At 71.0% G+C, this 24,749-nt stretch carries 25 protein-coding genes and 1 tRNA gene; 16 read left to right on the top strand and 10 right to left on the bottom strand.

The window, feature by feature from the left end; all coding sequences use genetic code 11:
• Positions 1-73 precede the first annotated feature (73 nt).
• Together EJV46_RS07335 and EJV46_RS07330 are read left to right on the top strand one after the other, a co-directional pair.
• Positions 74-919 carry a GGDEF domain-containing protein gene (locus EJV46_RS07335; RefSeq protein ID WP_131547891.1) on the top strand — a complete coding sequence of 282 codons (846 nt, stop codon included), beginning with the start codon at positions 74-76 and terminating at the stop codon, positions 917-919.
• A gap of 1 nt (position 920) precedes the next feature.
• Entirely contained in the window at positions 921-1,586 is a 666-nt protein-coding gene (locus EJV46_RS07330; protein WP_240782434.1) for an extensin family protein, read from the top strand.
• A gap of 45 nt (positions 1,587-1,631) precedes the next feature.
• Here EJV46_RS07330 and EJV46_RS07325 read toward each other — a convergent pair whose 3' ends face one another.
• Positions 1,632-2,768 carry a CaiB/BaiF CoA-transferase family protein gene (locus tag EJV46_RS07325; protein ID WP_131547889.1) on the bottom strand — a complete coding sequence of 379 codons (1,137 nt, stop codon included), beginning with the start codon at positions 2,766-2,768 and terminating at the stop codon, positions 1,632-1,634.
• 255 nt (positions 2,769-3,023) lie between these two features.
• Here EJV46_RS07325 and EJV46_RS07320 point away from each other — a divergent pair, with 255 nt between their 5' ends.
• Positions 3,024-3,365: a Rid family hydrolase gene (locus EJV46_RS07320; RefSeq protein WP_131547888.1), complete on the top strand. Its 342-nt coding sequence runs from the start codon at positions 3,024-3,026 to the stop codon at positions 3,363-3,365.
• Between the two features lie 6 nt (positions 3,366-3,371).
• Here the strand turns inward: EJV46_RS07320 and EJV46_RS07315 are convergent, their stop codons facing one another.
• From EJV46_RS07315 to efp, 7 genes are all read right to left on the bottom strand, one after another.
• Positions 3,372-4,199: a DUF305 domain-containing protein gene (locus EJV46_RS07315; protein WP_165585388.1), complete on the bottom strand. Its 828-nt coding sequence runs from the start codon at positions 4,197-4,199 to the stop codon at positions 3,372-3,374.
• A gap of 105 nt (positions 4,200-4,304) precedes the next feature.
• Complete coding sequence (locus tag EJV46_RS07310; RefSeq protein ID WP_131547886.1) at positions 4,305-5,471, bottom strand: acyl-CoA dehydrogenase family protein; 1,167 nt, start codon at positions 5,469-5,471, stop codon at positions 4,305-4,307.
• A gap of 117 nt (positions 5,472-5,588) precedes the next feature.
• Entirely contained in the window at positions 5,589-6,530 is a 942-nt protein-coding gene (locus EJV46_RS07305) for a LysR substrate-binding domain-containing protein (RefSeq protein ID WP_131547885.1), read from the bottom strand.
• A gap of 108 nt (positions 6,531-6,638) precedes the next feature.
• A complete protein-coding gene (locus EJV46_RS07300) occupies positions 6,639-7,604 on the bottom strand; it encodes a tripartite tricarboxylate transporter substrate binding protein (protein WP_131547884.1) in 966 nt (321 codons plus the stop codon).
• A gap of 528 nt (positions 7,605-8,132) precedes the next feature.
• Positions 8,133-8,588: an OmpA family protein gene (locus tag EJV46_RS07295; RefSeq protein ID WP_131547883.1), complete on the bottom strand. Its 456-nt coding sequence runs from the start codon at positions 8,586-8,588 to the stop codon at positions 8,133-8,135.
• The gene (locus EJV46_RS07290; protein ID WP_131547882.1) at positions 8,588-9,439 is read right to left on the bottom strand and encodes an inositol monophosphatase family protein; all 852 of its coding nucleotides are present in this window, start codon (positions 9,437-9,439) and stop codon (positions 8,588-8,590) included. Before EJV46_RS07290 ends, EJV46_RS07295 begins: the two co-directional genes overlap by 1 nt.
• Before the next feature lie 3 nt (positions 9,440-9,442).
• Positions 9,443-10,012 carry an elongation factor P gene (efp, locus tag EJV46_RS07285; RefSeq protein ID WP_131547881.1) on the bottom strand — a complete coding sequence of 190 codons (570 nt, stop codon included), beginning with the start codon at positions 10,010-10,012 and terminating at the stop codon, positions 9,443-9,445.
• Between the two features lie 120 nt (positions 10,013-10,132).
• Here efp and EJV46_RS07280 point away from each other — a divergent pair.
• From EJV46_RS07280 to EJV46_RS07220, 13 genes are all read left to right on the top strand, one after another.
• Positions 10,133-10,207 (top strand) — tRNA-Thr (locus EJV46_RS07280).
• Between the two features lie 311 nt (positions 10,208-10,518).
• Positions 10,519-11,286, top strand: coding sequence for a glucose-1-phosphate cytidylyltransferase (gene rfbF / locus EJV46_RS07275; protein WP_131547880.1), 768 nt, complete (start codon positions 10,519-10,521; stop codon positions 11,284-11,286).
• Complete coding sequence (rfbG, locus tag EJV46_RS07270; protein WP_131547879.1) at positions 11,286-12,341, top strand: CDP-glucose 4,6-dehydratase; 1,056 nt, start codon at positions 11,286-11,288, stop codon at positions 12,339-12,341. The genes rfbF and rfbG overlap by 1 nt, the downstream gene beginning before the upstream one ends.
• Positions 12,338-13,159 (top strand): transketolase, encoded by an 822-nt coding sequence (locus EJV46_RS07265; RefSeq protein WP_131547878.1) that lies wholly within the window; start codon positions 12,338-12,340, stop codon positions 13,157-13,159. Before rfbG ends, EJV46_RS07265 begins: the two co-directional genes overlap by 4 nt.
• On the top strand, positions 13,156-14,058 hold the full coding sequence (locus EJV46_RS07260; RefSeq protein WP_131547877.1) for a transketolase family protein: 903 nt from the start codon (positions 13,156-13,158) through the stop codon (positions 14,056-14,058). Before EJV46_RS07265 ends, EJV46_RS07260 begins: the two co-directional genes overlap by 4 nt.
• Positions 14,055-14,972, top strand: a complete 918-nt coding sequence (locus EJV46_RS07255) for an NAD(P)-dependent oxidoreductase (RefSeq protein ID WP_165585387.1) — start codon at positions 14,055-14,057, stop codon at positions 14,970-14,972. The genes EJV46_RS07260 and EJV46_RS07255 overlap by 4 nt, the downstream gene beginning before the upstream one ends.
• Positions 14,969-15,358 carry a GtrA family protein gene (locus EJV46_RS07250; RefSeq protein WP_165585386.1) on the top strand — a complete coding sequence of 130 codons (390 nt, stop codon included), beginning with the start codon at positions 14,969-14,971 and terminating at the stop codon, positions 15,356-15,358. Before EJV46_RS07255 ends, EJV46_RS07250 begins: the two co-directional genes overlap by 4 nt.
• 7 nt (positions 15,359-15,365) lie before the next feature.
• Complete coding sequence (locus tag EJV46_RS07245; protein WP_165585385.1) at positions 15,366-16,121, top strand: class I SAM-dependent methyltransferase; 756 nt, start codon at positions 15,366-15,368, stop codon at positions 16,119-16,121.
• A gap of 5 nt (positions 16,122-16,126) precedes the next feature.
• A complete protein-coding gene (locus EJV46_RS07240) occupies positions 16,127-16,840 on the top strand; it encodes a bifunctional 2-polyprenyl-6-hydroxyphenol methylase/3-demethylubiquinol 3-O-methyltransferase UbiG (protein ID WP_165585384.1) in 714 nt (237 codons plus the stop codon).
• Positions 16,841-16,842: 2 nt separating this feature from the next.
• The gene (locus EJV46_RS07235) at positions 16,843-17,817 is read left to right on the top strand and encodes a glycosyltransferase family 2 protein (protein WP_131547872.1); all 975 of its coding nucleotides are present in this window, start codon (positions 16,843-16,845) and stop codon (positions 17,815-17,817) included.
• A gap of 7 nt (positions 17,818-17,824) precedes the next feature.
• Entirely contained in the window at positions 17,825-19,777 is a 1,953-nt protein-coding gene (locus EJV46_RS07230) for a hypothetical protein (RefSeq protein ID WP_131547871.1), read from the top strand.
• Positions 19,774-21,738: a hypothetical protein gene (locus EJV46_RS07225; RefSeq protein ID WP_131547870.1), complete on the top strand. Its 1,965-nt coding sequence runs from the start codon at positions 19,774-19,776 to the stop codon at positions 21,736-21,738. The genes EJV46_RS07230 and EJV46_RS07225 overlap by 4 nt, the downstream gene beginning before the upstream one ends.
• Positions 21,739-21,834: 96 nt before the next feature.
• Positions 21,835-23,469: an NAD(P)/FAD-dependent oxidoreductase gene (locus EJV46_RS07220; RefSeq protein WP_206020726.1), complete on the top strand. Its 1,635-nt coding sequence runs from the start codon at positions 21,835-21,837 to the stop codon at positions 23,467-23,469.
• 1 nt (position 23,470) lies between these two features.
• Here EJV46_RS07220 and EJV46_RS07215 read toward each other — a convergent pair whose 3' ends face one another.
• Entirely contained in the window at positions 23,471-23,755 is a 285-nt protein-coding gene (locus tag EJV46_RS07215; RefSeq protein WP_255465989.1) for a 2-hydroxymuconate tautomerase, read from the bottom strand.
• Positions 23,752-24,726 (bottom strand): tripartite tricarboxylate transporter substrate binding protein, encoded by a 975-nt coding sequence (locus EJV46_RS07210; protein ID WP_165585383.1) that lies wholly within the window; start codon positions 24,724-24,726, stop codon positions 23,752-23,754. Before EJV46_RS07210 ends, EJV46_RS07215 begins: the two co-directional genes overlap by 4 nt.
• Positions 24,727-24,749: the final 23 nt, after the last annotated feature.

Raw genomic sequence — 24,749 nt, 5'->3', positions numbered from 1 at the left:
GGCGTGATCCAGAACCTCGTGATTCGCGGCCTCGTGATTGGCACTGGCCACACCCACGTGGAATAATCGCGGCATGCTCCTCAAGGACTATATCTTCCTGCTCGTCAGCCTGCTCATAGGGCTGCTGTGCCTCTACGCCGCGAGTCTCGCCTGGCGGCAGTCGCGTCGTTACCGGGACAGGCCGGAGCGCCGGCTGGTCTCCACCCTGGGGAGCCTGCTGATGGCGGGTCTCGGCATCATGGAGATCCTCGGCGGCCTCGCCGAATCCGTCCTCCGCCAGGGCCAGCCGGCGCGCCCGCTCGACTGGTTCTGGCTGGGGGGCGACCTGCTGCTCCCCTGCTTCGCCCTGATGTTGGTCCGCGCCTCCCGCCTGCGCGACGAGCTGGAGCACCAGCTGGCCGCTGCGGCCGCGCACGACCCGCTGACCGGCCTGCCGAACCGGGCGGGCTTCGCGGCCATGGCCATGGCCGCGCTCGCGGCCTCCCGGGCGGCGGGCCAGCCAGCGGTCGTGGCGCTGCTCGACATCGACCACTTCAAGTCCATCAACGACGGCTGGGGCCATGCCGCGGGCGACGAGGTGCTGCGTGGCGTGGCCCGGGCCACGCGCCCGGCGATCCGGACGCAGGATGTCCTGGGGCGGGTCGGCGGCGAGGAATTCGCAATGGTCCTGCCGGGCGTGGACCCGGAGGCGGCGCTCCTTTTGGTGGAGCGGCTGCGTGAGGCCATTCGCCAGGGGGTCGCCCATCCCGGGGCGCCGGAGCGGAGCCTGACGATCTCGGGTGGGCTCGCCCAGGTCGAGGGGAACGACATGGCCGCGCTTGAGGCCGCGACGCAGCGGGCGGACCGCGCGCTCTACGCGGCCAAGGCCGCGGGACGGAATCGCGCGCTGATCGCGGATGCCGCTGCCATGGCGGCCTGACTTGCGCCTGACGACGCCCGTGCTGGGCGCGGCCATCCTGCTCGGCCTCGGGGGCCTCGCCTGGTACGGCATGCGCTTCCTGCCGCCGGAATGGGATCCGCGGGCGCCGCTGGACCTGACGGCCGAGCCCAATATGGTCACGGGGCTGAAGCTGCGGCGGCTGCGGTCCAGCCCGGAGGCCTGCTTCGCGGCCTTCGAGGCCTCGCGCATCCCTGTGACGCGCGTCCCGGACCGTCCTTCCGAGGTCGGCTGCGGATTGGAGAACGCCCTGCGGCTGCCCAGCGCGCTGCGGATCTTGCCCTCGCCGCCCGTGGTGACCTGCCGGGTGGCGGCCGCCTGGGTGCTCTACGAGCGCCATGCCCTGGTGCCGGCGGGGGTCGCCGGGGTCACGCATCTCGGCGCCCAGGCCTGCCGCAACGTGAATCGCGCCCGGCACGGCCGGCTCAGCGAGCACGCCACGGCAAATGCGCTGGACGTCGCCGGCTTCCGGATGCGCGATGGCCGGGAGTTGCGGCTCGCCCGGCACTGGGAGAGCGAGAATACGCTGCTGCGCGGGCTGCGCGATGGCGCCTGCCGCTGGTTCGGCACCGTGCTTGGGCCGGAGTACAATGCCGCACACAGCGACCATTTCCACCTGGATATGGGCAGCGCCCGGATCTGTCGCTGATCTCGCGCGGCCTTAGGCCCAAGGCTTGCCGCCAATGACGCTTCCTTAGGCAAATTCCTTCCGGATCGCGTCCGTATGCGCGCCCAGCGCGGGAACTGCGCCGTAGTCGCGCATCCCGTCGCTGAACCGCGGCGCCGGGGCCACGATTTGCACCGGGCCCTTCTCGGTCTGCACTTCCATCCGCCGCAGCGCCTTGTGCTGCGACAACCCGTGCACGTCGTTCACGAAGCCGTAGGCGGTGTTCGCCCTGGTCAGCCGCGCCACACATTCCTCGCGGCTGAGCGCGCCGAAGACGGCCGCGATATGCGCGTCCACTACCGGCCGGTTCGCGACGCGCTGCACGTTCAGCCGGAAGCCCTCGCGCGTGATGAGCTCCTTGTCCTGCAGGAAGTGCTCGGCGAAGAGCGCCCATTCGCGCTCGTTCTGGATGGAGATGAGGATCAGCGCGCCGTCCTTCGTCTCGAAGGCGCCATAGGGGCAGAGCGAGGGATGCGCGAGGCCGATCCGCTGCGGCTCCTTGCCGGTGCCTTCCAGGTAGAGCAGCGGCACGTTCATCCAGTCCGCCATGCCGTCGAAGAGGCTGACGCCTATGCCCTTGCCGCGGCCGGTGATGCCGCGCTCGATCAGCGCCTCCAGCACGGCGGCATGCGCGTTCATGCCGCAGGCGATGTCGCAGGCCGAGACGCCGACGCGGCCCGGACCTTCCGGACGGCCCGTCACCGCGGCCAGCCCGCTCTCGGCCTGGACCAGCAGGTCATAGGCCTTCATGCCGGCATACTCGCCCTCCTCACCATAGCCGCTGATATCGACGGTGATGAGGCGCGGATGCTTCTCGCGCAGCTCGGCCGCGCCGAAGCCGGCGCGGGCCATGGCGCCCGGGGCGAGGTTCTGGATGAAGACGTCGGCCTTGGCGAGCAGACTCGCCAGCAGCGCCTTGTCGGCCGGCGCCTTGATGTCGAGGCAGAGGCTCTCCTTGCCACGGTTCAGCCAGACGAAATAGGTCGAGAGCCCCTTGCAGGCGGCGTCGTAGCCGCGGGCGAAGTCACCCTCGGCGCGCTCGATCTTGATCACGCGGGCGCCGGCATCCGCGAGCTTCATGGAGCAGAGCGGGGCGGCGACGGCCTGTTCCATCGCGACGACGAGGAGGCCGGCCAAGGGCTTGTTGGCGAGGGGCTTGTTCATGATGGCGACTATCCAATGGAACCGCCTCGGCGGCCAGATGTGCGGACAAGATTCAGGGGCGGACGGGCCTGCCGCTCGGTGCCCGCTGCGCAGTGTGGCGACGGAACAGGTGGACGAAGCGGCGGCTCCGCGGGCAGAAGCGCACATCGGGCGATGCGGGATGTGCGTTCCACTTCGCGATTCCCGGGATCACGGCATTGCTGAGTGCGCTGGTTAAAGGGAGGATCGCGCCGTCCATTCCAGGAGGAAGCCTTCATGATCACCCGCATTCCCGGCGCCGTCGCGTCGCGCAGCCGGGCCATTGTCCACAACGGCATCGTCACCACAGTGACGACCTCGCCGGACAAGTCCGACGACATGTACGTCCAGGCGAAGGGAGCGCTCGCCAATATCGACAAGAACCTCATCGACGCCGGGACCTCCAAGGCGAAGATCCTGACGGCGATCTGCTACTGCGCGGACATGTCCGCCAAGCCCGCGCTCAACAAGGCCTGGGACGAGTGGGTGGACATGTCGAACATCCCGATGCGGGCCGTGATCGGCGCGACGCTCGAGGGCAAGGACCTCATCGAGATCGTCTGCACCGCGGCCGTCTGACCGTCTTCAGTGATGGTGGTGGGCGTGCCCGTCCGGGCCGCCCGCCGGCCGGCGCGGAGGCGGGCGGACAGCCATGGGCGGGGCCGCCGACCCGGCCGCAGGCGCGGCGCCGTGGCCCGCATGCGCGGCATGCTGCATCCCCTCCATCCCATGCACCATCGAGGGATCGGGCACGATGGCGCCGGCATCGCCCCGATAGGCGTCCACGACCACCCGCATCAGCGCGATCTCCTGCGTCTGGTCGGTGACGATGTCCACGTTCATCAGGCCCAGGAAGCCGTTCCTCGCCGCGGGATTGGCGTGGTAGGCCCGTGCCATCTGCACCGCCGCCTCGTGGTGGATCGTCATGGCCTTGGCGAAGAGCACGTCGCGCGCGCTGACCGGGCCGAGCGCATGGCCCGCGGGCGACGGCACCGGCGCGCGGAGGAAGCGCTGCGCCTGGGTCAGCCCCTCGGTCGCGACCGGCTGGAGCGTGAGCCCGAAGGGCAGCCGCATCGGCGGCGCGTCGAGGTTCCGCGCCACGGCCTCCAGCACGCCGATCTCGAATCGCTGGTTGGCGACGATGGCGCGCGCCAGCGCCCGCAGCAGCGGGCTGGAACGGCCGGGATCGGCCAGGTAGTCGCGGCTCATGCTGAGCGCGCCCGCGTGATGCGGCAGCATGCCGGCCACGTAGTCGCGATCCGCGCGCTGCGCCGTGTCGGAGCGGAGCGCGAACCAGGTGGTCGTGATGGCCGCCTCGCCGGGCTGGTAGGGCTCCTCGACCGCGGCGAGGGCCGGGCCGGCCCCGATCGCGACGGCGAGGGTGACGGCCAATAGCTGGGACCTGGGCGGCATCGCGGCATTCCTCATCCGTTGACGATGGAGCGCGCGCCAACGACCGCCGCCGCGCCTCCGCTCATGGAGATGGGGGATGACCCTATGGGAAGGTCAAGGCCCTCCTCAATAGCTCCGCGGCATGCCCAGCACGTGCTCGCCGAGATAGCTCAAGATCAAATTCGTGCTGATCGGGGCCACCTGGTAGAGCCGCGCCTCGCGGAACTTCCGCTCCACGTCGTATTCCTCGGCGAAGCCGAAGCCACCATGGGTCTGCACGCAGGCCTCGGCCGCGGCCCAGGCCGCATCGGCGGCGAGCATCTTGGCGGTGTTCGCCTCCTCGCCGCAGGGCAGGCCGGCCTCGAACTTCTCCAGCCCCTTGTGCAGCAGCGCCTCGGCCGCGCGCATCTGGGCATAGGCCTTGGCGATCGGGAACTGCACGCCCTGGTTCTGGCCGATGGGCCGGCCGAAGAGCACGCGCTCCTTCGCATAGGCGACCGACTTCTGGGTGAACCACTTGGCGTCGCCGATGCTCTCGGAGGCGATCAGAAGCCGCTCGGCGTTCATGCCGTCCAGGATGTAGCGGAAGCCCTTGCCCTCGACGCCGACGAGGTTCTCGGCGGGAACCTCCATATTGTCGAAGAAGACCTCGCAGGAATTGTGGTTCATCATCGTGCGGATCGGCCGGATGGTGAGGCCGTTCCCCAGCGCGGCGCGCATGTCCACGATGAAGGTCGACAGGCCCTCGGTCTTCTTCGTCACCTGGTCCTTCGGCGTGGTCCGGGCCAGCAGGAGCATCAGGTCGGAGTGCTCGGCGCGGCTGGTCCAGATCTTCTGGCCGTTCACGATGTACTTGTCGCCCTGCTTCACCGCCGTGGTGCGCAGGTTGGTGGTGTCCGTGCCGCTGGTGGGCTCGGTCACGCCGAAGGCCTGGAGCCGCAGCGTGCCGTCGGCGATGCCGGGCAGGTAGCGGTCCTTCTGCTCGGGCGAGCCGTGCTTGAGGATCGTGCCCATGATGTACATCTGCGCGTGGCAGGCGGCCCCGTTGCAGCCCTCCGCGTGGACCGTCTCCAGGATCGCCGAGGCGGCCGAGAGGCCGAGGCCTGCGCCGCCGAACTCTTCGGGGATAAGCGCGCCGAGATAGCCCGCCTCCGTCAGCGCCGTGACGAATTCGGTGGGGTAGCCGCGCCGGGCGTCGAGCTCGCGCCAGTACTCACCGGGGAAGCGGGCGCAGAGCTTGCGCACCTCCTCGCGGATCTCGGCATGCGGGAGCGGGTTGGTGACGGCGTCCATGGGAGAACCTTCTGTGTGCACTGGCGTCGCGATGGGTCGCGCGGGAACCTACGCGATTGTCGCGCGGGACACTGCTCCCGGCCAACCTTCAGGCAAAATACAATCCGGGCCAGGCACCTATGCCGGAATTGGATCGCCGAGGAGCTGCCCGTCCCAGATGCCCTCTCGCACCATGGCGGCGACCTCCTGCCGCAGCGCCTGCTCGAAATGCCGCACCGCGTTCGAGGGCTGCCGCCCGAGGGGCTGCGCCACCACCAGCTTGCGCGACAGATGCGGCTCGACGATCGGCGCCGCGCCCAGCAGCCCGGCGGCGACCTCGTCATGCACCGGCGCGAGCGGCAGGATGGTCGCGCCTACCCCACGCCGCACCAGCCCCTTCAGCACCTGCAGCGCATCGGCCTCCACCGCGATCCGCAGCGCGATCCCATGCGCCCGGGCCTCCCGCTCGATGAGCCGGCGCAGCCCGTGCTGGGGGCCCGGCAGGACCAGCTTCTCGCGCGCCGCCTCGGCGAAGGGGATGGCGTGGTCCGGCGCCGGCGCGCCGCCCGGCCGCGTCACGAAGCAGAGGTTCTCCACCAGCAGAGGCGTCAGGCGAAGGCTGGCCTGGGCCTCGGTGCCGTAGACGACGGCGATGTCCACCTCGCCGGAATGCAGCCAGTCCAGCAGATAGCCGCTGAAGGCCGGGACTGCGCGCAGCGTCACCTCGGGATATTGCGCCAGGAACCGCTCGATGAGGCGGGTCGCGAGGATGTCGCCGACGGTGGGCGGCATGCCGAAGACCACGCGGCCGCGCACGGCCAGCGCCTCCTGGCTCAGATCCGCCCGCGTCTCCTCGAGCTGGCGCAGGATGTTTCCCGCGCGCGCCCGCAGAAGCTCGCCGGCCGGGGTCAGCGCCATGCCGCGGCCGTGCCGGTCGAAGAGGGGCAGCTTCAGCTCCTCCTCCAGCAGGCGGATCTGCCGGCTCAGCGCGGGCTGGGCGATGCGCAGCCGGTCGGACGCCTTGCTGAGGCTGCCGAGCTCGGCGACCTGGAGAAAGGTGTTGAGCTGCCGGAGATCCATGGAGCCGATATAATTCCGGCATGGCTGTCCGGGCAATCTACCCGTTCCGACAAGGATGGTCGGAGGGGGTCGCCGCCCCTCCACCTCCGCCGGAGGGCATGCGGCCCTTCAGTCGGCCTGCACCCGGTGTTCCTTAACCAGCCCGCCCCACAGCGCGACCTGCCGGTCCAGGAAGGGGCGCAGCACCTCCGGCCCGCCCAGCACCAGGCGGGCCTGCTGCGTGTCGGTCATGGTCCGGCGCACGCGCTCGTCCGAAAAGCTCTCCTTCAACGCCTGGCCCATGCGCTCCTGCATCGCGGCCGGCGTCCCGTGCGGCGCGAAGACCCCCCACCAGGCCTCCGCCTCGAGCCCGGGGAAGCCGCCTTCCGCGGCCGTCGGCACGTCGCGCAGCGCCGGCAGCCGCTCGGGGCCGAACTGCACCACGGGCCGCAGATTGCCCGCCGCGATCTGCGGCGCGACGAGGGCGGCGCTGCCGATCATCATCTCCACATGCCCGGCCACCGTGTCGTTCACCGCGAGCCCGCCGCCACGATAGGGCAGGTGGGCCATGCGCGTGTTCGTGCGCGCGCCCAGCATCACCATGGTCAGGTGTCCGAGCGTGCCGTTGCCCGTACTGCCGTAGTTCAGGGCGTCAGGCGCAGCCCGCGCCGCGTTCACAATGTCGGCCAGGCTGCGATACGGCTTGTCCGGCCGCACGGCGATCACATAGGGCGCGCCGCCGATCAGCAGCACGGGATCGAGGTCGCCGGTCAGGTTGAAGGGTAGGTTGGGCAGCAGCGCCGGCAGCGTGGCATGGCTGTCGAAGGTGAGCAGCCAGGTGTTGCCGTCGGGCCGCGCCGCGGCCACCGCGCCGGTTCCGAGCGAGCCCGCGGCGCCGCTCCGGTTCTCGACCACCACGGGCACGCCGAGGCGCTGGGTGAGGCCGGGCGAGGCGATGCGCGCCACCGCGTCGGTGCTGCCGCCGGCGGCGAAGGGCACGATGATGCGGATGGGCCCGGAGGGCCAGGTCTGCGCCTGCGCGAGGGCAGGGGCGGCCAGTGGCGCGGCGAGCATCGCGCGGCGCGATAGGGTCATTCTTGGTTTCCTCCGTCGTTCATTCGGGCCTCACGCCCGTTGCTGCCACGGGCAGGCGCCCCTTGGCTACCTCCCTTGCATCTCGCTCCGGGCGGGAGCAGGCGAGTGGAGGGCGCCGCTCGCGGGACCGTTTCTGCGGGCCGGGCGCGGAGAGGGTGGCCTGCGCCTTTCCCCGGGCGAGGCGGCGACGCCGATGCGACGACATCATCTTGCGCCGTTCCCGTTTGCGCCTCCCGCCCGGGCGAGACGCTGGACCATGGCGGATGACCCGAACATGAGCGGGTGTCAGGCCGACATCCGGTTTTTCTCGATCTGGTCGCGACGGCCCCATGCTGGTCGCGAAGACCGCGACTGTCGCGAGTCGGGCTGCAGCGCGTGGCTCTCGCCGTGCAGCATCAGCGCCTGGCGCGGTCCGAGACCAGCTCGCAGATTTGGCCCGGAAGGCGATCGGGCTTCATGCACGCTTCGTTGGGTTCCGGAGGTTAATCCGTGCTGTCGCCCAGGGTTGCTCCGCCCAGGGTTGCTCGCTCAGGGCTTCGCGACGGTCGGCGCCAGCACGTCGACCGAGTCGCGGTGGGCGGCGGTGTGGCCCATGGCGCGGATGTCGACGCGGGTCTCGGGGAGCCCGCCTGCCACCAGCGCCGCCCTCACCGCCCGTGCCCGCGCCAGGGAAAGCCGCCGCGTGGTGGAAAGGTCCGTGCCCTGGCCGACCTCCGCGATCAGGGTGACGCGGCCCTCGGTGCCCGTGCTCAGCACGGCGCCGATGCGACCCAGCACGATGCGGTGCGGGGCCTCGAGCACCTCACCGCCCTGCGGGAACTCGACTCGCCAGGCGCCCGGCTCCAGCAGCGCGATGCCCTGCGTCAGCGGCACGTTGGGCAGCGGCGGCAACGGCGGGGGAGGGGCGGCGCCGGCGCCCGGGGCCTGCGCCGCGGCGATGCCGGGGAGCAGGAGAAGGGCGGCCAGCAGCGCGCGGCGGCGCATCAGCCGGCCACGGCGCGGCCCTTGGCCGCCGCAGCGACGCTTTCCAGCACCACCTCCCGGAGCTTGCCGTGCATGTGCTGGTTGCCGGCGACGATGTTGCACTCGGCATAGGGGTCGCCGCCGTCGGGGGAGGTGACGAGCCCGCCGGCCTCGCGCACCAGGATCAGCCCGGCCGCGATGTCCCACTTGTTCAGCACCAGCTCCCAGTAGCCGTCGTAGCGCCCGGCCGCGACCCAGGCGAGGTCGAGCGCCGCCGAGCCGAAGCGGCGGATGCCCGAGACCTGCGGCATCAGCCGCACGAGGGCATGGGCGAATTCGGGCTTCTTCGGCGTGGCGGCGAAGGGGATGCCGGTGGCGAAGAGCGCCTCGCGCATCTCGCGCCGGGCGGAGACGCGCAGGCGCTTGTCGTTCAGGAAGGCGCCCATGCCCTTCTCGGCCCAGAAGAGCTCGTCCGAGGCGGGGTTGTAGATCACGCCGGCCACGATCTCGGACTTCTCGTCGGAGATGCGCTTCTCGATGCCCACGCTGATGCACCAGTGCGGGATGCCGTGCAGGAAGTTGGTGGTGCCGTCGAGCGGGTCCACGACCCAGCGCCACTCCCAGTCCGCCTCGCCGGAGACGCCGCTCTCCTCCATGAGGAAGGCGAAGCCGGGGCGTGCCTTGCCCAGGTCCTCGCGCAGCGTCTGCTCGGCACGGAGGTCGGCCTGGCTGACGAAGTCGCCGGGGCCCTTCATGGAGACCTGGAGCTGCTCGACCTCGGCGAAGTCGCGCAGCAGCCGCCGGCCGGCCTTGCGGACGGCGGAGACCACGACATTGAGCGCGGGGGAGAGGCGGGGGGAGGAGCCGGACATGGCTTAGCCCTTGGCGCGCTCCACGTAGGAGGCGTCCTCGGTGCGGACGACGATGCGCTCGCCGGTGGTGATGAAGGGGGGTACCATGGTCTTGATGCCGTTGACCAGCATCGCGGGCTTGTAGGAGGAGGAGGCGGTCTGCCCCTTCACGACCGGGTCCGCCTCGGCGATCTCGAGGGTGACGAGCTCGGGCAGGTCCATCGCTACGGGGTCGCCCTCGATGAGGCGGACGTTCACCGTCATGTTCTCCTGCAGGAAGGGCAGGCGGTCGCCCAGGATCGAGTTGGGGACCTGGGTCTGCTCGTAGGTCTCCGGATCCATCAGGACCAGCATCTCGCCCTCGGCATAGGAATAGGTGAATTCCTTGTCCTCGGTGGTCAGGCGCTCGACGACGTCGGCGGTGCGCCAGCGCTGGTCCTTCTTGGCGCCCGTCTTGATGTTGCGCATGTCGACCTGGATGATCGCATTGCCTTTGCCGGGAATCATGATGTTCTGGCGGATGATCGTGTAGCGCTGGCCTTCGAATTCGATGACCATGCCGGCGCGCATCTGGTTGGCCTGCATCTTCGCCATGGGCGTGGCCCCTGTATTTCCGTGGGTTGAGCTGAGGCGGGAGGGCTTACACGCGCGGAGGCCCACGGGCAACCGGGGGGTTGTAAGCGGGCGGGGATATGGCTAGAGCACGGCCCGCACGCTGTTGTAGCTCAGTGGTAGAGCACTCCCTTGGTAAGGGAGAGGTCGGGGGTTCAATCCCCCCCAACAGCACCATCCCGCACGTGCCGTAGCGCGGAACGCGCGCCTCCCATGCCCATCCCGCGCCGGACCGGATTCCTCGCGCGCCCCGCTCGGAGATTGTTCCCGGGACGGACCAGGCCGCCACGCTGAACCGCGTGCCTCGCCTGCGCTTCCCCGAACCGCATCGGCCAGGCCCAGCCCCATGGCCCGGCCGGCTGGCCCGGATGGCGACTTGTCCCACGCCGCATGGGCGCCCGCCAGGCGACCGAATCTGCGCCGGGCGCCGTTTGCGGGAAGTGATTCGCTGCGTTACAGGACGAGATGAGCGTATCGGGCGGGGTAGTATGCAGGCGGTGATCCTGGCGGGAGGTCTCGGCACCCGGCTGAGCGAAGAGACGGTCGTGAAGCCCAAGCCACTCGTCGAGATCGGCGGCCGCCCCGCCCTCTGGCACATCATGAAGATCTATGCCGCGCACGGCATCACCGACTTCATCGTGTGCCTCGGCTACAAGGGGCACCTGATCAAGGAGTTCTTCGCGAACTACACGCTGCACATGTCGGACATGACCTTCGACCTCGCGGCGCACACCTCGGTCAACCATCGCAACGAGGCCGAGAACTGGCGCGTCACCCTGGTGGACACGGGCGAGGCGACCATGACGGGCGGCCGTCTCGCCCGCGTGCTCGACCGCGTCGAGGGCGATGCTTTCTGCCTCACCTATGGCGATGGCGTTGCCGATGTGGATATCGGGGCCTCCATCGCCTTCCACCGCGCGCATGGCCGGCTGGCCACGGTCACCGCCGTCTACCCGCCCCGGCGCTTCGGCGTGCTGGAGATGGAGGGCGACGCCGTGAGGAGCTTCCGCGAGAAGCCCCAGGGCGAGGGCGGCTTCATCAATGGCGGCTTCTTCGTCCTGTCGCCCAAGGTCGGCCGCTATCTCAGCGGCGACACCACCGTCTGGGAGCAGGAGCCGCTGCAGCAGCTCGCGGCCGAGGGCGAACTGCACGCCTTCCGTCACGAGGGCTTCTTCCAGCCCATGGATACGCTGCGCGACCGCACCTATCTCGAGCAGCTCTGGGCTTCCGGAAGCCCGCCCTGGAAGTGCTGGTGATGAGCGGCTTCTGGGCGGGGCGCCGCGTCCTCGTCACGGGGCATACCGGCTTCAAGGGCGCCTGGCTGGCCTTCTGGCTCGCGGAGATGGGGGCGGAGGTCTCGGGCCTCGCCCTGGCGCCCTCGGGCGAGCCGAGCCTGCACGACATCCTGGACATCGCGTCCCGCGGGCGCTTCGTCCAGGCCGACATCAACGACCGCGCCGCGCTGGACGCGCTCTTCGCCGCGGCCCGGCCGGAGGTCGTCATCCACATGGCGGCGCAGGCGCTGGTGCGGCCCTCCTACGAGGCGCCGGTCGAGAGCTTCGCGACCAACACGCTCGGCACGGTCTCGCTGCTCGACGCCGTGCGGCGCTGCGCCGAGGTGCGCGCCGTCGTCGTCGTGACGACGGACAAGGTCTATGAGAACCGCGAATGGCCCTGGGGCTATCGCGAGACCGACGCGCTGGGCGGGCATGATCCCTACAGCGCCAGCAAGGGCTGTGCGGAGATCGCCACGGCCTCGATGCAGCGCAGCTTCTTCGGCCCCGGCCGCCACCCCGCCCGCATCGCGACGGTGCGCGCGGGCAACGTCGTCGGCGGCGGGGACTGGTCGGTGGATCGCCTCGTGCCCGACATCGTGCGCGGCTGCCTGGGCGAGGTCGGCTTGGTCCGGCTGCGGAACCCCGGCGCGGTGCGGCCCTGGCAGCATGTGCTGGAGCCCCTCCACGCTTATCTGACGATCGCCGAGCGCCTCTGCACCGCCCCCGAGGGGATCGACCAGGCCTGGAACATCGGCCCCGACGCCGCCGAGAACCGCCCGGTCCTCGAGGTCGCCGAGGCCATGGTCGCGGCCCTCGGCCGGGGGCGGATCGAGCTGGAGCCGCAGGCGGACGCGCCGCACGAGGCGCATCTCCTCACCCTCGACTGCGCCAGGGCGCGCGCCGTGATCGGCTGGCGCCCCAAGCTGGGCTTTGCGGACTGCGTCGAGATGACCGCCTCCTGGTATGCCGCCTGGGCCCGCGGCGAGGACATGCGGGCCGTCACCCGCGCCCAGCTCGCCCGGATCGCCGCATGACCCCCAACCGCATCGACACGCGCGCACTGGCCCGCAGGCTGCGGGCGCATGCCATTCGCATGACGCATCTGGCGCGCGCCTCGCATGTGGGCTCCTGCCTCTCGATGGCCGACATCATGGCTGTGCTGCATGGCGCCGTGCTGAAGCTCGACCCGACCCGGCCGGACTGGCCGGAGCGGGATCGGCTGGTGGTCAGCAAAGGGCATGCGGCGGCGATCGTCTATGCCGCCCTGGCCGAGCTGGGCTTCCTGCCCGTCGCCGAGCTCGACACCTATTCGGCCGATGGCGGCCGTCTCTCCGGCCATGTGACGCGCACCGTGCCCGGCGTGGAGCTCTCGACCGGCTCGCTCGGCCATGGGCTGCCGGTCGCGGCCGGGATGGCGCTCGCGGCCCAGCGCTACGGCGCCGCCTGGCGCAGCTTCTGCATCGTCAGCGACGGCGAGCTGGACGAGGGCTCGAACTGGGAGGCGATCCAGTTCGCGCAGCAGTTCCGGCTGGAGAACCTCGTCCTCGTCGTGGACTACAACAAGATCCAGAGCTTTGGCCGCGTCTCCGAGGTGAGCGAGCTGCATCCGCTGCCGGAGAAGTTCCGGGCCTTCAATTGGGGCGTCCACGAGCTGGACGGCCATGATCACGACGCGCTCCTGGCCGCGCTGTCCGGGCCGCCGCCGCTGCCGGGGCGGCCCACCGCGATCGTCGCGCATACGGTGAAGGGCAAGGGCGTCTCCTTCATGGAGGACCAGCTCGCCTGGCATTACCGCAGCGCGGATGCGGCGCAGCTCGCCGCGGCGCTCGCCGAGGTGGAGGCAGGCCGATGAGGACCGAGACCATCGACGCGCTCACCGCCCATGCGCGCGCGAACCCCGATATCATGCTGCTCACCGCCGATCTCGGCTATTCGGTGCTGGAGCGCTTCGCCGAGGCGCTGCCCGCCCAATACGCCAATGTGGGCGTCTGCGAGCAGGCGATGGTCGGCATCGCGGCCGGGCTCGCGCTCTCCGGCCACCGCGTCGTGCTCTATTCCATCGCGAACTTCCCGACGCTGCGCTGCCTCGAGCAGCTGCGCAACGACGTCTGCTACCACGCCCTGCCGGTGACGGTGATCGCGGTCGGCGGCGGGCTCGCCTATGGCGCGCAGGGCTACACGCATCACGGCGTCGAGGATCTCGGCATCATGGCGGCGCTGCCGCACATGGCCGTGGCCTGCCCGGCCGATCCGCACGAGGCGGTGGAGCTCCTGCCCCAGCTGCTGGAGCGGCGGCTGCCCGCCTATCTGCGCCTGGGCCGCTCGGGCGAGCCGGTGCTGCACGACGCGGCGACCCCCGTCACGCTGGAGCGCGCCATCTGGCTGCGGCGCGGGGCGGATGTGGCGATGCTCGCCACCGGCCCGATCCTCGGGCGGGCGCTGGCGGCCGCCGAGGCCCTGGCCGCGCGCGGCATCTCGGCCAGCGTGGCGAGCTTTCCCGGCATCCGGCCGCTCGACGAGGAGGCCGTCCGTGAGGCGGGCCGGACGCATCGCGCGGTTCTGACGATCGAGGAGCACAGCGTCTCCGGCGGCCTCGGCACGCGCGTGGCCGAGACGCTGCTGGCCGCCGGGCTTTCGCCGCGTTTCGGCAAGTATGGCGTGACCGACGCGCTGCGCGGACAGATCGGCAGCCAGTCCTGGCTGCTCGACCGGCTGGGCCCCGTCGAGGATCACGCGGCGGCCCTGCTGTGAGGTTCTTCCTCACGGGCGCCTCGGGCTTCGTCGGCGCCGAGGTGCTCCGGCTCGCGGTCGAGGCGGGGCACGAAGTGGTGGCGCCGGTGCGCCCGGGCAGCGCCGCGCCGCGGCTGGCGCCCTTCGCGGGCCGCTTCAGCCGGGTGGATCTCGACCTGCGCGACACGCGGGGGCTGGCGCAGGCCGTGGCCTCGCATCGCCCGGAGGCGGTGCTGCACCTGGCCTGGGCCGGCGTGGCCAATGCCGCCCGCTTCGACCGCACCCAGATCGCCGACAATCTCGACGTCGCCTGCGCGCTCGTGGAGGCGGCGGGCGCCGCGGGGGCAGGGGCCTTCATCGGCCTTGGCAGCCAGGGCGAGTACGGCGCAGGCTCCGGGATGCGCGAGGACGTCTTGCCCGAGCCGACCAGCCTCTACGGCGCCGCCAAGGTCTCGGCCCTCTTCCTGACGCGGCAGCTCGCCGCGCAGGCGGGGATGCGCCACGCCTGGCTGCGCCTCTTCTCGACCTATGGGCCCGGCGACAATGACGGCTGGCTCATCCCCATGTTGATCACCGAGATGCTGGCCGACCGACGGCCCCGCACCACCCTCGGCACCCAGAGCTGGGACTGGATGCATGTCGAGGACGTGGCCCGCGGCATCCTGGCCGCCGCGACGACGCCGACGGCCGCGGGCGTGTTCAATCTCGGCTCCGGCCGGGCGGTGCGGGTGCGCGACGTGGTCGAGCGCATCCGCGACCTCGCGGCGCCCGGGATGGAGCTGGTCTTCGGCGAGGTCCCCTTCCGGCCCGACCAGGTGATGCACATGCAGGCCGACATCTCGCGGCTGACGGCGGCGACGGGATGGGCGCCGCGCATCCCCATCGAGGAGGGGCTGGAGGGGACTGTCGCCTGGTACCGGCGGCACAGGACATGACCGCCGAGTGGCGGCGCGTGCTGCGCTTCCTCGCGGCGGGGCTGGTGAACACGGGCTTCGGCTACGCGGCCTATGCGGCCTTCATCCTGCTGGGCGCACCGCTCGCGGTGGCCGTGGCGGGCGGCACCGTCCTGGGCTTCCTGTTCAACTTCCTGAGCTATGGCGGCTTCGTCTTCGGCAGCACGTCCCACCGGCTGCTGCCGCGCTTCCTGCTCTTCTACCTCGCGCTCGGGGCGCTGAACTTCGCGCTGCTGCGCCTCCTGGGCTGGGTGGGCGCGGGGCCGCTGGTCGCGCAGGCGCTTCTGCTGCCGGTTCTGGCAGCCTGTGGATACCTCGGCATGCGATCCCTGGTCTTCCGTGGACAGGACTCGCGGCCTGCGCCATGAGGTGCCGATGACCTCGATGCCGGCCGCTGAGGAGTTCAAGCCCATCCCCATCCGGCGGAGGGAGGGACGCCTCGGCCAGATACTCTTCGCGCTGCGGACGGCGGTGGACCTGCAGCTCCTCACCTGCGTCCGCTTCCTGCGGCCCATCCTGGGGGGGATGCGCGGCAGCGTGCTCGATGTCGGCTGCGGGGAGATGCCCTTCCGTGGCCTCCTGCCGGCCGAGGTCCGCTACACCGGAATCGACGTGCCCGCGGCAGAGGACTTCGGCATGACGCGCCATGCCGAGATCGTCGATTTCGACGGGCTGCACATCCCTTTCCCCGAGGCAAGCTTCGACAACATCCTCTGCACCGAGGTGCTTGAGCATGCCGAGGATCCGGCGGCGCTGGTCGCTGAGATGCTGCGCGTGCTGCGCCCGGGCGGCACCCTGGCCGCGACGGTGCCTTTTGCCGCCCGCGTGCACCACGCGCCGCACGATCACCATCGCTTCACCCGCTACCGCCTGGCGGCGATGTTCGCGGGCTTCGGCGAGGTGACGGTGGCGGAGCGCGGCGACGATCTGGCCGTCATCGCCAACAAGCTCATCGTCGTCTGCATGCGCCTGGTCCAGCCCTCGGTCGCGCTGATCTGGCGGCTGCCGATCCTGCTGCTCGCCGGGCCCGCGGCGCTGGTCGCGCTCGCGGTGGCGCATCTGTCGATCCGGCTGGGATGGGGCTCCAAGGCCGATCCCCTGGGCTACGGCATCCTCGCGCGGAAGGCCTGAGCCGCATGTCGAAGATCGCCGTGCAGGACGAGCGGGGCTTCAACCAGGTCTTCGCGCCGGTGGGCTCGACGCCGCTGCGCATGCGCCGCCGCAACGACTGGTTCATCGCGCAGGCCGCGCGCCTGGGCGCGAAGCGCATCCTGGAGATCGGCTGCGGCACGGGCGAGGCGGCGGCCCAGGTGGCGGCCGGCACGTCGGCCGAGGTGGTTGCCGTGGACATCAGCGACGCCTTCCTGGAGCGGGCGCGCGCCAACCACCAAGCGCCGAACCTGCGCTACGAGAAGCTGGACCTGCTCGGCGCCGATCCGCTGCGGCTCGGCCGCTTCGATCTCGTCTTCGGCAACGGCATCCTGCACCACCTGGTCGTCCGGCTGCCGGAGGTGCTGCGCGCCCTGCATGGCGTGACCGGGCCGGGCGGCGGCCTCGCCTTCATCGAGCCCAACTTCCTCAACCCTTATTGCGCCTTCATCTTCGGCACGGGCCTGGGCCGCCGCTTGGCGAAGCTCGAGCCGGACGAGATGGCCTTCACCCCTGCCCAGCTGCGCCGTGCCCTGCCGGAAGCCGGCTGGCGCGAGGTGGAGGTCGCGACGCGCGACTTCCTGCTGCCGGGCCTGCCGACCGCGCTGGCGAAGCCGGTCCTGGCGGTCGAGCCCGCGCTCGAATCCCTGGCGCTGACGCGCTGGCTCGCGCAATCCCACTTCGTCACCGCGAGGGCCTGAGCTTGGCGCGCATCTCCATCGTCTCCCCCTGCTATAACGAGGAGGAGAATGTCGAGGCCTGCCACGCGGCCGTGCTGGAGCTCTTCGCGCCCGGCGGGCCGCTCGCCCATCACGAGCGCGAGCACATCTTCTCCGACAACTGCTCTCAGGACGGGACGGTGGCGATCCTGCGCCGGATCGCGGCCGGGGATGCCGCGGTCAAGGTCATCTTGAACGCGCGCAACTTCGGGCCCTTCCGCTCCAACTTCAACGCGCTGCGCTATGCCACGGGCGATGCGATCCTGGTCTTCCTGCCGGTCGACCTGCAGGACCCGCCCGAGCTCATCCCCGAGATGGTCCGCCATTGGGAGAACGGCATCGAGGTGGTGGCCGGCGCGCGGGCGAACCGGGAGGAGACCTGGGCGCTGCGGACCTGCCGCGGCATCTTCTACCGCATCGTGAACACCCTCTCGGACTTCGACATCCCCGAGAATGTCGGCGAGTTCCAGCTTATCGACCGCAAGGTCTGGGAGGTGGTGGTCAGCCATCGCGACCAGTATCCCTATATCCGCGGCATCATCGCCTCGGCGGGCTTCCGGCGGCTGATCATTCCCTACACCTGGAAGGCGCGGAAGCGCGGCCTCTCGAAGAACAACGCGCTGCGCCTGATCGACCAGGCGATGAACGGCATCTTCTCCTTCACCGACGCGCCCATGCGCATCTGCAGCTTCCTGGGCTTCGGCATTGCCGCGCTGGCGCTGCTCTACGCGGTCTTCACCGTGGTCACGAGCTTCCTGTTCGACGGCGGCGCGCCGGCCGGCACGCAGACCATCATCGTCGCGCTGTTCTTCTTCTCGGGCGTGCAGCTCATGTTCATCGGCATGCTCGGCGAGTACATCACGGCCATCCACGCCCAGGTGCGGCGCGGCCCGATGGTGGTCGAGCGCGAGCGGATCAACCTCGACGGAACGCCCCCGGTGCCGCCGGGCCTCGGCTGAGACGGAGATGTTCGAGAGCAAGACCGGGCTGATCCTGCTCTATCTGGGCCTCGTCGGGACCGTCTGCCTCTGGCCCTTCCTTCTGCAACTGCGGCGGCACCGCTCCGGATCCGTCTTTCCCGCGCTGCTCGGCATGGCCCTGGCGGCCGGCGCCGCCGCCCTGCTGGTGGCGCGCGGCGTGGCCGGGCCGCTCGCGCCGGTCGGGCTGGCGCCCGTCATGGTCCTGCCGCTTCTCGCCGCCGGCCTTCCGGCGGTCCTGGCCGGCCTCTCCGCGCTGGTCGTCCTGTCGGGGACGGTGTGGTGGGCGCCGGCCACGGAACTCGGCGTCGGGCAAGCCGCCGTCTTCGTCCTGGCAGGGCTGGGGGCCGCGGCGCTGCCGCGCCTGGGAGGTGGGCGGGAGGGATTGCCGAAATGGCCGGCCCTGGCCTTCCTGGCGGGTGTCGGCCTTGCCGGCGCGCTGGCCACGGGCGTGTTTTCCGCGCCCGGTCCCTTCATGGCCCTCTGGCACCACTGGAGCGCCTATGTCGCGCCGGCCGAGGCCCTCCTGGCGGGCGGCATGCCCTTCCGCGACTTCCCCGTCCAATACGGCATGGGGCCGACCCTGCTGATCGCGCTCGCCTGCGGCACCGACTGCTGGCCGGGAACCTATGCCCTGATCGCGGCGACGAACGTCGCCTATCTCCTCGCCATGGGCGCCTGCGTCGTCCTGCAGATGCGGCAGGCGCCGCGGGGCGTGGCGCTGCTGGCGCTTCTCGCCCTGGTCGCCTCGGTGATGTTCTGGACCGGTTATCCGCCCGACTTCATCGGATGGCTCGTCACGCCCTCGGTCGGCGGGATGCGCTTCCTGCCGCTCGCCTTGCTGCTCCTGCATATCCTGCGCAGGGAGGTCGCCGGGGAGGGCAACGACATGCCGCGGCCCGACTGGGCCGGCCATGCGCTCTGGCTGTTCGGTCTGGCCTGGTCGCCGGAAGCGGGATTTTTCGTGTCCCTCGTCTGGTGGCCCTATCTCGCGCTGCGGCAGGCGCAGGCGCGGACGGGATCCTGGCCCGTCCTGGCGGCGCTCCTGGCCGGGGCGATGCGGGCCGTGGTCGCGACGGCGGCCGGCGTCGCGGTCCTGGTCATCGTGTTCCGCCTGGCCTTCGGAGGCTGGCCCTCCCTGTTCGGCTTCCTGGCCTACGTCCGGAACCCGCCCGGCGTCCTGCACCCCAACCCGCTCGGGCCCGTCTGGCTCATCCCCGCCGCGGTCGCCGCGGCCCTCGCGGCGATGTCGCGCACGGATGAGCGGGGCCTGCGGACCGGCTTCGCCTCCCTGGCCGCCCTGCTCGCGGCGGCCTCCTACTATCTGGGCCGCAGCCACGACAACAATGTGCTGAATCTCCTCCCCTTCCTGGTTCTCGCGCTCGTGCCGGCGGCGGCCTCGGCGGCCTCCGGCGTGCTTCAAGGCTTCTCGCGGAGCGTCATGGCAGGACTCGTGGCCTGGATCGCCACCTTCGGCCATGGATCCTGGAACGAGGCGTGGCGAAGCGGCCGATGGGCGGATCTCGGTCCCTCCCATCTGCTGCGGCAGATCCGCCTGGAGGACCCGGACGCCCAGGTGCTGTTCGATCGGGCGATGGCGGCAGCGGGCACCCCGGCGCCGGCTGCCGATGCCGTGGCGGCGCTGCGCGCGATCGGCGGGGAGGCGGCGCCCGTCTGGGTTCACGGCTACCGGCTGCTCCCGGGCTTGCCGGCCGGCCGCGGCTGGACCGGCGTCAACAACATCGGCAACTACGGGGAACTGCCCTCCGCGGTGATTGAGCATTTCGTGCGGCAGGGGCGGGACAGCTATGCCCGGCCGGGCTGGATCCTCGTCGACCGGTCCTATCCCGCGCCATGGATGGAGCACTACCGCGGGGCCTATGACATCGCGGAAGAGCGCGTCTTCGGAGGCTACACCGCCTATCGGCTGATCCCGCGATGACGGCCCTGTTCGGCGCGGCGAGCCTCGCCGCCGTTGCGCCGGACCTCGGACCGGCGGCGCATCTCCTTCTGGCGGCGATCCTGATGGTGTCCCTCGCGACGGGGCGGCTGGCCTGCCGGGCGCTGCGCCTCCCCTGCGATCCGATGCTCGCGACGGTGACGGGATTCGCGGCCTTGTCCCACGCCATGGTGCTGGCCGACCTCGTGGTTCCCGGCGCGCATTGGCAGATCCTAGCCCTGCTCGGCCTCGCCACCCTGCCAGCCTGGCGCGGCACCCTGTCCCGGCCGGTCGATACGGCGATGCTGGGGCTCGGGCTGCTGGGGGGCGCCTTCACCTTCGCCTGGAACCATGACGTCGCGGCACGGCTGGCGCAGTTCAACTCGACCGGCGCGTTCGACTTCTGGCTGGACGGCCTCGTCCATGCCGGAAACCTCGCGCAATTCGCGTCGCCGGAGGCCATCGGCCGGGGCATGATCCTCCTCGCCGACATGCCGCGGGCCCTCTACCACACCGCCTCCTACATGCCGCCGGCCCTGCTTTCCGCCGTGCTGGGCGTTCCGCCGCTCGAGGCGACCATGCTGGGCTGGCTGCCTCTCGGTATCCTGGTCATGGCGTTCGGGGTGGCGGCGCTCGGCCTCGCGCTGGGCGGACCGGTCCTGGCGGCGGTGGCGCTGCTGGCGCTCGCGCTCGTGCCCGCGCCGGAACGGCTGAGCCTGGGCAATGGCCTGCTGGGCTTCGCCTGGTTGCTCGAGACGGCGCCGGGCACGCCCTACAGCCTGGGCATCGCCGGCGCGGCACTGGCTTCGCTGGCGCGCTGGATGGAGCGCGGCGAGGAGCGGCGATGGGGCAGCCTGGCGCTGGCCTTGGCCCTGACCGCGAGCTGCTTCCTCATCCGGGTCAACACCTTCGCGCTCCTCGCCCCGGCCGTCGGCCTGGCGGTGCTGGCCGGCTGGCCGGGGCTCGCGCGCCGCTGGCGGCGGGCGCTCGCCGGCGCCGGCTTCCTCGCCTTCGCGGCCGTCCTGGCGACGCTGTCCTGGCCGGCGCTGACAGCCGATCCCGCTCAGTTCCTCTTCGGCTATGTCGATCTGGTGCACCGCCATAATCCGCCGACGCGGATCGACGGGCTCCAGGCGGCGATGGCCGCCGCCATCGGGCCGATCGGGGCCGGCCTCCTGGCCCTGCCGCTCACCCTGCTGGGCCTGCTGGGGCCCTGGCTGCCGGCCTTCCTGATCCTGGCCGTCCTGGCCCGCCGGCACCGCGCCGCCGCGGATGCGCTGCCCTGGCTGCTGCTGGCGGCCGCGATGCTGGAGATGCTCCTGGCGCCCATGTCGCGGAACGGCGACATCACCGAGTTCCGGCATCGCGCGGGACCGCTGGTCGTCGTGGCGATCGCGGTGTGGAGCCTGCGCTGGGCCGTCCTCCTTGCCCGGCCATGGGCGAGCTGCGTGATGGGGGGCCGCGGCCGCGTCGCCTGGCCTGCCGCGTCGCTGCTGTGCCTCTCCGTCCTGGCCGCGACCATCGGGGCGGCGAAGCGGCCCGCCATGGCCTGGGGGGCGCCGTATCACGGCACGCATGTCGCTCCCGGGCTGATGGCCCTGGCACCGGCCCTTCGGCGAAGCGCGGGTCCAAGGCCGCGCTTCGCGGTGGCGAACCAGCCCGCGGATGCCCGCAATATCGACGAGGCCGCGCAACTGATCGCCCTGACCGGCGTGCCGGCCTATCTGTCCTGCCCGGGCTTTCTCGTCGCGACGGGCGGCGCCTATGGCGACGAGGCCCGGCGGCGGCTGGCGGTCGTCGCGCAGCTCGGCGCCGCGCCCGACCTGGAGGCGCTGTGGGCGCGGATGCGGGCCGAGGCGGTGACGCATCTCGTCGTCACGCGGCGGACGGACCTGCCCTTCGACCGGGAGCGGCGCCATGCGGCCGCCCGATCGGGGGAATACGCGCTGTATATCCTGCCCTAGGCAGGCCCGCTCCGGCGGCCGATCGGGCCTTCCTGGCACCGACGGCATGGGGCAACATGGCGCAGGACCGTCATCACCCGGGGACCCGCTATCCGCATGTCAGCCGCCGCGCCCATGACCGAGCCCGCCATCCAGACCGACAGCTTCGACGCCATCGTGATCGGCGCCGGCATGTCCGGCCTTTACCAGCTCATCAAGCTGCGTGAGCTGGGGCTGAGGACGCGCGTCCTCGAGGCCGGGACCGGCGTGGGCGGCACCTGGTACTGGAACCGCTATCCGGGCTGCCGCTTCGATTCCGAGAGCTATTCCTACGGCTATTCCTTCGACCAGGAACTGCTGGCGGAATGGGACTGGACCGAGCATTTCGCGCCCCAGCCCGAGACCGAGCGCTACCTCAACCGTGTCGCCGACAAGTACGACCTGCGCCGCGACATCCAGTTCTCTGCCCGGGTGAAGGCGGCGCGCTGGGACGAGGCCGGCCGGATGTGGACCGTCGAGCTGGAGAATGGCGGCCTTCATCGCTCCCGCTTCCTCATCACGGCCATCGGCGCGCTCTCCTCGCCCACCATGCCGAGCTTCCCCGGCATGGAGGAGTTCCGCGGCCCCTCCTTCCACACCGGGCTGTGGCCGAAGGAGCCGGTGGACTTCGCGGGCAAGCGCGTCGCCGTCATCGGCACCGGCGCCTCGGGCGTGCAGACCATCCAGGAGGTGGCCAAGACGGCGGCGCAGCTGACGGTCTTCCAGCGCACGCCGAATTGGTGCGCGCCGCTGCACAACGGCACGATCCCTCCCGAGGAGATGGCGGAGATCCGCACCCGCTACGACGAGATCTTCCAGCGCTGCCGCGAGACCTGGGCCTGCTTCCTGCACACGGCGCATCCGCAGAACACCTTCGACGTCCCGGCCGAGGAGCGCCGGGCCTTCCTGGAGAAGCTCTATGCCGAGCGCGGCTTCGGCATCTGGGTCGGCAACTATCAGGACATGCTGACCGACCGCGCGGCGAACGAGGAGGTCTCGCGCTTCATCGCCGGCAAGATCCGCGAGCGCGTGAAGGATCCGCAGGTCGCGGAGCGGCTGATCCCGAAGAACCACGGCTTCGGCACCCGCCGCGTGCCGCTCGAGACGCACTACTACGAGGTCTACAACCAGCCCAACGTGACGCTGGTGGACAGCAAGGCGACGCCGATCGAGCGCATCACGCCGACCGGGATCAAGACCAGTGAGGCCGAGTACGAGTTCGACATCATCGTCTATGCCACAGGCTTCGACGCGCTGCGCGGCGCCTTCGACCGCATCGACTTCCGCGGCAGGGACGGCGTGGCGCTGAAGGAGAAGTGGCGGGACGGCGCCACCTCGCTCGTCGGCATGCTCGTCGACGAATTCCCGAACATGCTGATGCTGGTGGGGCCGCACAACGCGCTCGGCAATATCCCGCGCACCATCGAATTCAACGTGGAATGGGTGGCCGACTTCCTGCACTACGTGACCGAGCGCGGTATCACCCGCTTCGAGGCGAGCCCTGAAGCCGTGGGCGAATGGATGGCCCATGTGATGGAGATCGCCCAGGGCCTCCTGAGCATGGAGGTGGATTCCTGGATGACCGGCGTGAACATCAACGTGGAGGGCCGGCAGGTCCGGCGCGTCGCGCGCTACACGGGCAGCGCGGAGAACTACCGCGCCTGGGCCAACGGCATCGCCCGGCGCGGCTACGAGGGCATCGGGACGAGCTGAGTCAGCCCTTCTCGGAGGCGAGCACGCCGCCGGAAGCCCAGTCGCTCTTCTCGATGTCCTGCAGGACGATCTGCACGGATTCTGGCGTGCTGCCGGCCGTGGCAACGAAGGCCTCGGTGAGGGCCTTCACCAGGGCTTTCTTCTGCTCGGGCGTGCGGCCGGCATACATCTCGACGCGGATCATGGGCATGAATCGTCTCCTGGCTGGCGAGGGGCCGGCGCGATGCCGGCTGGCCTGCCCCGAACCATCGAAGATCGCGCCGGCGCCAGCAAGGGGCCGGCTCATTCGAGCCTGATGCCGGCCTCCTGGATGAAGCTGTTCCAGCGCGAGCTCTGGCCGCGGAAGAAATCCGCGAACTGCTCGGGGGTGTTCGCCCGCGACTGCAGGTCGAGGCCGCGCAGGCGCTCGGCCACGGCCGGCGTCGCCAGCGTCTCGTTCATCATGGCGTTGAGCCGCGCGACGATGGCGGGCGGCGTGCCGGCGGGCACGAAGAGCCCGTTCCACTCATAGGTCTCGAAGCCCGGCAGCGTGTCGGAGAGCGGCGGAAGGTGCGGCAGCGAGGCGAGCCGCGTCGCGCCCGTGTGGCAGAGCGCCTTCAGCCGGCCTTCCTTCACGAAGGAGATCGCGGTGTCGGCATTGCCCCAGTAATACTGCACCTGGCCCGCCAGCAGGTCGTTCGTGGCGGGGCCGCCGCCGCGATAGGGAATGTGGTTCACCTGGATTCCCGCCCGCCGCGAGAAGAGCTCGAGCGCCAGGTGCTGCACGCCGCCGCTTCCCGCCGAGGCCCAGTTCTGCGCGCCTGGCCGGGCCTTCGCGTCGGCGATGACATCGGCCACGGAAGCCGCCGGGACCGAGGGATGCATGAGCAGCAGTTGCGGCACGGTGATCGCCTGGAAGACCGGGACGAGGTCGCGCGCCGGATCGAAGGTGATTTGCGGAAAGAGCACGGCGGTCGAGAGCGGCGTCGTGCCGTAGAGGACGGTGTAGCCGTCCGCCGGCTGCGTCGCGACATAGCCGCTGCCGATCATTCCGGTGGCGCCGGTGCGGTTGTCGACGACGAATTGCTGCCGCGTGCGCTGCGAGGTCTCAGCGAAGAGGACGCGGGCGACGCTGTCGGCCGTGCCGCCGGGTGGCCAGGGCACGATCACGCGGACGGGGCGGGAGGGCCAGTCGGTGCCCTGCGCCCTGGCGCTGGTCGCGGAGACGAGGGCGAGGCCGGCGGCGGCCGCGCTTCGACGGGAGATGGGTGCGTTCACAGGCGTTTCCTTGGTTTTCCCTT

This window comes from Roseococcus sp. SYP-B2431 (assembly GCF_004336745.1).
GTDB lineage: Bacteria > Pseudomonadota > Alphaproteobacteria > Acetobacterales > Acetobacteraceae > Roseococcus.
This window is presented reverse-complemented; position numbering and strand designations above follow the sequence as displayed.